The 7,434-nt window shown below is 69.3% G+C and carries 5 protein-coding genes; 3 read left to right on the plus strand and 2 right to left on the minus strand.

Going from position 1 to position 7,434, the window contains the following annotated elements:
* Positions 1–55: 55 nt before the first annotated feature.
* Positions 56–2,644, plus strand: a complete 2,589-nt coding sequence (recG, locus tag KBY78_RS14380; RefSeq protein WP_399215963.1) for an ATP-dependent DNA helicase RecG — start codon at positions 56–58, stop codon at positions 2,642–2,644.
* A gap of 21 nt (positions 2,645–2,665) precedes the next feature.
* Positions 2,666–3,412, plus strand: coding sequence for a M15 family metallopeptidase (locus KBY78_RS14385; protein WP_255144182.1), 747 nt, complete (start codon positions 2,666–2,668; stop codon positions 3,410–3,412).
* Here the strand turns inward: KBY78_RS14385 and KBY78_RS14390 are convergent.
* On the minus strand, positions 3,382–3,759 hold the full coding sequence (locus KBY78_RS14390; protein WP_255144183.1) for a hypothetical protein: 378 nt from the start codon (positions 3,757–3,759) through the stop codon (positions 3,382–3,384). The two genes, KBY78_RS14385 and KBY78_RS14390, sit on opposite strands and share 31 nt — an antisense overlap.
* Positions 3,759–5,612, minus strand: coding sequence for a sulfite reductase, ferredoxin dependent (gene sir / locus KBY78_RS14395; RefSeq protein WP_255144188.1), 1,854 nt, complete (start codon positions 5,610–5,612; stop codon positions 3,759–3,761). The genes KBY78_RS14390 and sir overlap by 1 nt, the downstream gene beginning before the upstream one ends.
* 88 nt (positions 5,613–5,700) lie before the next feature.
* Here sir and glyS point away from each other — a divergent pair.
* The coding region (gene glyS / locus KBY78_RS14400; RefSeq protein WP_255144189.1) for a glycine--tRNA ligase subunit beta at positions 5,701–7,434 on the plus strand (1,734 nt) is incomplete at its 3' end.

A 7,434-nucleotide genomic window follows, 5' to 3' on the forward strand; every position in this document is an offset into this window, starting at 1 on the left:
CTCAGCAGTACCGCCACTGGCAGCGGCGGGCCAGGGCCCTGGAAGCGGCACAGCAGTGGATGCGGGACAGCCAATCCACCCCCCAGAGCCCGGACTGAACCCGGCGGGGGATCCGCCAGCCGCCAGCGCCGGGGCCAGCCAACCCGGGGCCAGCCTGGACCATGGGAGCTGGATCACCACCCTGCAACAGGCCCTGCAGCTGGAGGTGGAGCGCGGGTTCGAGAACCTGCAGGGCCGCCGGGAACGGTTCAGCCTCTTCCTGGAGCGCCAGTGCCGACAGCCCCCCGACGACCTGATCCGCCGGCTGCCTGAGGCGGCGCCAGCCCTGATCGCCCTGGCCGAGCTCTTCGCCCGCTACGACGCGCTGCCCCTGGCCCAGCGCCAGTCGTTGCTGCGGCGCAGCCGGGAGCAGCTGCACAGCCTTCGCCAGAGCCTGGATCCTCCCAGGCCGCCCGGCCCCCCGCGCCTGAAGCTGGCGCCCCAGACAGCTGCCTCCAACGGGGGTCCTTCGGGAGCCCGCCGGACGGCCAGCCCCATCCAACCCGACACCCCCCTGGCCGAGGTGCCGGGGATTGGGCCGAAAACCGCCACGCGACTGGCGGGCCTCGGTCTGCTGCTGGCCCGCGACCTGCTGCGCCACTACCCCCGCGACTACCTCGATTACGCGAATCTGGTGCGCATCCGGGAGCTGGTGCCGGGCAGCACGGCCACGATCGTCGCCACGGTGCAGCGCTCCCATGCCTTCGCCAGCCCGCGCAACCCCAGGCTGGTGATCCTGGAACTGCAGCTCCACGACATCACCGGACGGCTGCGGCTGAGCAAGTTCTTCGCTGGCAGGCGCTTCAGCTCACCGGGATGGCTCAAGGCCCAGCAACGCCAGTTCCCGCCAGGCTGCAGCGTGGCCGCCAGCGGCCTGGTGCGTCAGACCCCCTATGGCCCCACCCTGCAGGATCCCCTGCTGGAGGTGCTCGACTCCCCCAATACCCCGGTGCGCTCGCGCCAGATCGGACGGCTCGTGCCGGTCTATGCCCTCACCGAAGGGCTCGGCGCCGAACGCCTGCGCCAGGCCATCCAGACGGTGCTGACCGCAGCCGCCCACTGGGGCGATCCCCTGCCGGCAGCCCTGCGGCGGCAAGAGGGTCTGCAGGATCGAGCCACCGCCTGGCGCGGTCTGCACGATCCTGCTGATCGCGACGACCTCAGGGCCAGCCGCCATCGGCTGGTCTTCGATGAATTCCTGCTGCTGCAGCTCAGCCTGCTGCAACGGCGCGCGCAGCTCGCCCGGCGGCCGGCCCGGCCCCTGCGGCTGCCCAGTGGGCAGAACAGTCTGATGACCTCCTTTCTGGAGTTGCTGCCCTTCCAGCTCACCGAGGCCCAGCGGCGGGTGCTGGCGGACATTCAGGCCGATCTGGAGCAGGAGCAGCCGATGGCCCGCCTTCTGCAGGGGGATGTGGGCAGCGGCAAGACCGTGGTGGCGATCGCGGCCCTGCTGGTGGCCATCGAAGCCGGTTGCCAGGGGGCCCTGATGGCCCCCACGGAGGTGCTGGCCGAGCAGCATGCCCGCAAGCTGGGGGAGTGGCTGAGCCAGCTGCACGTGAGCACGGCCCTGCTGACGGGATCCACCCCGGCGGGGCGGCGGCGCCAGCTGCTCCAGGACCTGGCCAACGGCCAGCTGCAGCTGCTGGTGGGAACCCATGCCCTGCTGGAGGATCCGGTGGCCTTTGCCCGCCTGGGGCTGGTGGTGGTGGATGAGCAGCACCGCTTCGGCGTGCGCCAGCGCGACCGGCTGATGGGCAAGGGCCTGCAGCCCCACCTGCTCACCATGACCGCCACACCGATCCCGCGCACCCTGGCCCTCTCGGTGCACGGCGACCTGGAGGTGAGTCAGATCGACGGCCTGCCGCCGGGGCGCACCCCCATCCGCACCCGCCTGCTGAGGGGCGGCCAGCGCCAGGAGGCCTACGAGCTGATCCGCGCAGAGGTGGCCTTGGGCCAGCGGGCCTATGTGGTGCTGCCCCTGGTGGAGGAGTCGGAGAACCTGGACCTGCGCTCGGCGGTGACCGTGCACCAGCAGTTGCAGGAGGAGATCTTTCCAGACCTGCGCGTGGGCCTGCTGCACGGGCGGATGCCGAGTCCCCGCAAGCAGGAGGCGATCAACGCCTTCGCCAGCGGCCACTGTGATGTGCTGGTCTCCACCACCGTGGTGGAGGTGGGGGTCGACGTGCCCGAGGCCAGCGTGATGGTGATCGAGCACGCCGAGCGCTTCGGGCTGGCGCAGCTGCATCAGCTGCGGGGCCGGGTGGGGCGCGGGGCGGCCGCCTCCCATTGCCTGTTGATCAACGATGGCAAAGCCGGGCAGGCCCAGCAGCGGCTGGAGCTGCTGGTGCGCTCCAGCGACGGCTTCGAGATCGCCGAGATGGATCTGCAACTGCGGGGGCCAGGCCAGGTGCTGGGAACACGCCAGTCGGGCTTGCCAGACCTGGCCCTGGCCAGCCTCAGCGACGATGGGGACGTGCTGGAGCAGGCCCGCTCGCTGGCGAGGCGGCTGCTGGAGCTCGACCCCGACCTGGAGGGTCATCCGGGCCTGCGCCAGGCGCTGCTCGAGCAGCGGCAACGGCAGGTCGAGGCCGGCAGCTTGAATTGACTGTCCCCGCCATCCCCGCGCGTGAGCCCCAGCCTGCTCAGGCCCTGGAGCCCGATTCCGATCCAGGACACGGCCGAACCGCTGATTCCCCTGCCCAGGGAGATTCTGCGACTTGAGCCCCACCCCTACGTGTCGCTGGGAGCGCCCTACGGCGACGGCTGCAGCCCCTTCCAGCTGCGCAGCGGCGTGGTGGAACGCCTGCTGGTAGCCCAGGGCGAGCTGCAGCGTCAACGCAGCGACTGGTGCCTGGCGATCTTCGACGGCTGGAGGCCCGTGCGGGTGCAGCAGTTCATGGTGGAGCACACGATCGAGAGCGAATGCCGCCGGCTGGGGTTGGACCCTCGCCAGAGCGGGCCCGAGCTGGAGGCCGTGACCGCGGAAGTAGGCCGTTTCTGGGCCCCCCCAAGCCTGGATCCAGCGACACCACCCCCCCACAGCACCGGCGGTGCTGTGGATCTCACCCTGGCCACCTCAGGCGGCGAACCGCTCGATCTGGGCGGGGAGATCGATGCGATCGGAGCTGTCTCGGAGCCTGATCACTACGACCCTTCGAGGCGATCCGGTCGCCTGGATGGCGGCGGGGGGGCAGGGGTGCTCGAGCTCGAGTGGCACGGGCGCCGCAGTCTGCTGCGTGAGGTGATGGCGGCCGCCGGATTCGCCCAGCACCCCAATGAGTGGTGGCACTTCAGCCACGGCGATCAGCTCTGGGCCTGGCGTCAGGGAGAGCCGTCCGCGATCTATGGAGGCTGGGATCCCGGCAGGGGCTGACGCTGCAGCTCCCGCCAGATGCGGTCAGCTTCCTCCCGGCTGATCCGGTTCTCGTTGGCGCAGCGCTTCAAGCTGGCCTCTCCCAGCTCCAGCTGCATCTGACGCAGCCGCTGCAGCACCTGAGGGGGCTGATCGGCAAATTGCAGCAGCTGGCTCTGGTACGCCTTGAGCAGGTGGTCGGCCCGGCAGGTGTCACCGTCAGGTTGATAGATCGTGACGGGCGTTTTCGGCGGTGGTGGCATCGTGCGGGCCTCAAGCGGTGGGCACCAGGGGCTGATCGCCACCAGGACCAGGCTGGCTGCACCCAGCAGCAGGGGAGCAGAACCGCTCTGCAGGGGAGCCATCATCAGCTCTCGGCAGGGAGCAGCCCCTGAATCCTCTCGGCGCCGAGGCCGGAGATGAACTGGCCGAAACTCTGACGACCGCCCGTGCTCTTCCAGAGCACCAGCAGCGGCTCCAGGGTGGCCTCCAGGTCGGCGAGGGGCATGCGCTCCAGGTAGGGAGCCGCCAGCTGGGTGAGGTTGGGGGTGCCGCCCAGCCAGAGCTGGTACTGCTCCACGCCGCTGCCCACCAGGCCCACTTCGGCCATGTAAGGCCTGGCGCAGCCATTCGGGCAGCCCGTCATGCGCAGCAGCAGCGGCCGTTCGATACCGAGCCGCTGCAGCAGAGCCTCCAGGCGCTCGAGCACCGCCGGCAGGATCCGCTCCGATTCGGTGATCGCCAGGCCGCAGGTGGGCAACGCCGGGCAGGCGATGGCATGGCGCGACAGCAAAGACGGCGCTTCCGGCGCCTCGAAGCCCAGGGCGGCCAGGGCCTCCTTCACGCTGCTGCGCTGGGAGGTGCCGATCGAGCAGAGCAGCAGATCCTGGTTGGGGGTGAGCCGCACCTCCAGCTGGTAAGTCTCGACCAGGCGCCGCAGCCCGCGCTTGCGCTCACCCTCCAGCCGGCCGCAGAGCAGGGGCAACCCCACGAACCAGAGCCCTCGGTTCTGGCGGTGCCAACCCAGGTAGTCGTCCAGGCGGGGCTTCGGTTCCGTCCGCAGGGGCTTGATCGGCGCGTCCTGGTAACGGCCGAGCTCCTGGCGGAACCAGTCGACCCCGCGGTCGTGGATCAGATACCTCATTCGCGCATGGCGCCGCTCCTCCCGGTCGCCGTGGTCGCGCTGGAGGGCCACGATGGCCTGAACCAGATCGAGCACATGCTCAGCCGCCACGTAGCCGAGGGGATCGGCGGTGCGGGCGAAGGTTTCCTCCTTGTTGTGGGTGCGGCCCATGCCGCCACCCACGTAGACGTTGCAGCCGCGCAGACGTCCGGAGGGGTTGGTGAAGGCCACCAGGCCGATGTCCTGGGTGAGCAGATCCACCGAGTTATCGCCCGGCACGGTGACGGCCACCTTGAACTTGCGGGGGAGGTAAGTGCCTCCGTAGAGCGGTTCGTTGGGGTCGCCGCTGAATCCAGCCCCCTGCAACTGCCGCTGACGGGCGCGCTTCACGGCCGCTGCGGGCTTGAAGCGGTAGCTGTGATCGCCATCCACCCAGAGATCCAGATACGACCCCTCGGCCGCCAGCGGGGAGATCAGGTCGGCAATCTCATCGGCCAGACGCCTGGCGGCGGGATACCCCCCCTTTTCAAAGGGTGCGGCCGGAGCCATCACGTTGCGGTTGATGTCACCGCAAGCAGCGAGGGTGGAGCCCATCGAGCGCACGATCGTGCCGATCACCTCACGGATGTCGGCCTTGGCGATCCCATGCATCTGGAAGGCCTGGCGGGTGGTGAGCCGCAGGGTGCCGTTGCCGAGGCGATCAGCGAGATCATCCATCGCCAGATACAGGGGCACCGGAATGCGGCCAGCCGGGCTGCGCAGGCGCAGCATCATCTGCCAGTCCTTCTCCTGGCCCTTCTGGCGATTGTCGCGGTTGTCCTGCTGGTAGCTGCCATGGAACTTGAGGATCTGAACGGCCCCATCGGTGAAGAAGGGTTTGTCGTTCTCCAGTTCGGTGGCCAGGGGCTCTTTGAGGTAGTCGCTGGCGGCCTTCAGGCGCTCGAACTTGCTTGGAGGCTTGATGGCGGCGGCGGACTCGTCAGCGGCATTGCCGTTGGTGGCCGGAGAGGATCGAGAGGCTGCATCCACAGCCTCGGTTTCAACCTTGGTGTGGCCGGGCCCCGACGACTTGAGATGACGTTCGGGGGTGAGAGTCACAACAAAGGCATCAGCGTCCCTCGAAGGTAGCGAAGCAGGGTGAGGCTGACGGGCTTTCAATACAGTCACAGGCTGCTGAGCTGTACGAGTGGCCACGTTCCTGCTGGAAATCGGAACCGAAGAACTGCCGGCCGATTTCGCGCGCCTGGCCCTGCCTCAGCTGGAGCAGCAGGTGCGACATGACCTGGCCGCCCAGCGGCTGCCCCATGGCCTGGTGGAGGCCACCAGCACGCCGCGGCGCCTGGTGGTGCGCGTCGCCGATCTGCCCCTGAGCCAGGACGATCTGGCCGAGGAACGCAAGGGCCCCCCGGGGGGCCAGGCCTTTGTGGATGGCCAACCGGGCCCGGCCGCCATCGGTTTCGCCAACCGCTGCGGCGTCGATCCAGCCAGCCTGGAGCTGCGGGACACTCCCAAGGGTCCGTTCGTCTTTGCTCGCCTCCTGCAGCCAGGCCGACCAAGCAAAGAGGTGCTGGCGGAATGCATCCCGGCCTGGATCGCAGGCCTGCAGGGGAGGCGCTTCATGCGCTGGGGCGAGGGAGAGCTGCGCTTCAGCCGCCCGGTCCGCTGGCTGGTGGCCTTACTCGATCAGCAGGTGATCCCCGTGGTGCTGGAGGGAAGTGATCCACTGATCAGCAGCGGCCGGATCAGCCGGGGCCACCGCTTGTCGGAGCAAACCCTCACCATTCCTGACGCGGGCCTCCACAGCGAACTGCTGGCTGAAGCCGGTGTGCTGGTGGAACGGCAGCAGCGGGCCGACTGGATCCGCCAGCAGGTGCTCGCGGCCGCCAGCGCCGCCGAGGCACGGCCCGATCTCCCCGAGGAGCTCTTCGAGGAACTGGTGGATCTGGTGGAGAGCCCCAGCCTGATCGAGGGATCGGTGGAGCCGCGTTTCCTCGACCTGCCGCCGGAGGTCCTGAGCACGGTGATGCGCAGCCACCAGCGCTATGTGCCCCTGCGCCGCCTGGACGCGGCGGAAGATCCCCTCGCCCTCTCGGCCCAGGCCAGCCTGCTGCCCCGATTCCTCTGCATCGGCAACGGTCTGCCGGCGGCGGCCGCCACGGTGCGGCGGGGCAATGAGCGGGTGCTCAAGGCCCGCCTGGCTGATGCGGAGTTCTTTCTCCAGGCCGACCGTGCGATCAGCTGCGAGCAGCGGCGGGAGCGCCTCGCCAGCGTCACCTTCGCCGAAGGGCTAGGCAGCCTGCTCGATCGCAGTGATCGCCTGCTCTGGCTGAGCGAACTGCTGCTGCAGCACCTCTCCCTGACACGGGACCACCAGGAGGCTGCCCTGCGGGCCGCGCACCTGTGCAAGCACGATCTGGTCAGTCAGATGGTGGGTGAATTCCCAGAACTGCAAGGAGTGATGGGGGCCAAGTACGCCCTGGCGGAGGGGGAATCCAGGGCCGTGGCCCTGGCGGTGCTGGAGCACTATCTGCCGCGGGGAGCCGGGGATCTGATGCCGAGCTCCGACGCCGGCGCCGTGGTGGCCCTGGCCGAGAGGCTGGAGCTGCTGCTGAGCATCTACGCCAAAGGAGAGCGGCCGAGTGGCTCCTCCGATCCCTATGCCCTGCGCCGGGCGGGCAACGGCGTGCTGCAGATCCTCTGGGAACGGGGCTGGTCTCTGAATCTGATCAACTTGCTGAAGCAGGCCAGCGCCCACTGGGCCCAGCTGTTGCCAGACCTGCAGCTCGATGCCCCTTCACTCGCCGGCGAGCTGGTGGAAGCTCTGCGCCTGCGGATGGTCTCCCTGCTCGATGAGGAAGGCTTCGATGCCGACCTGGTCCAGGCCGTGGCCGGTGATGGGGTGCCGGCCGAGCGGCTGCTG

The organism is Synechococcus sp. EJ6-Ellesmere (genome assembly GCF_024345875.1).
Lineage (GTDB): Bacteria > Cyanobacteriota > Cyanobacteriia > PCC-6307 > Cyanobiaceae > Regnicoccus_A > Regnicoccus_A antarcticus.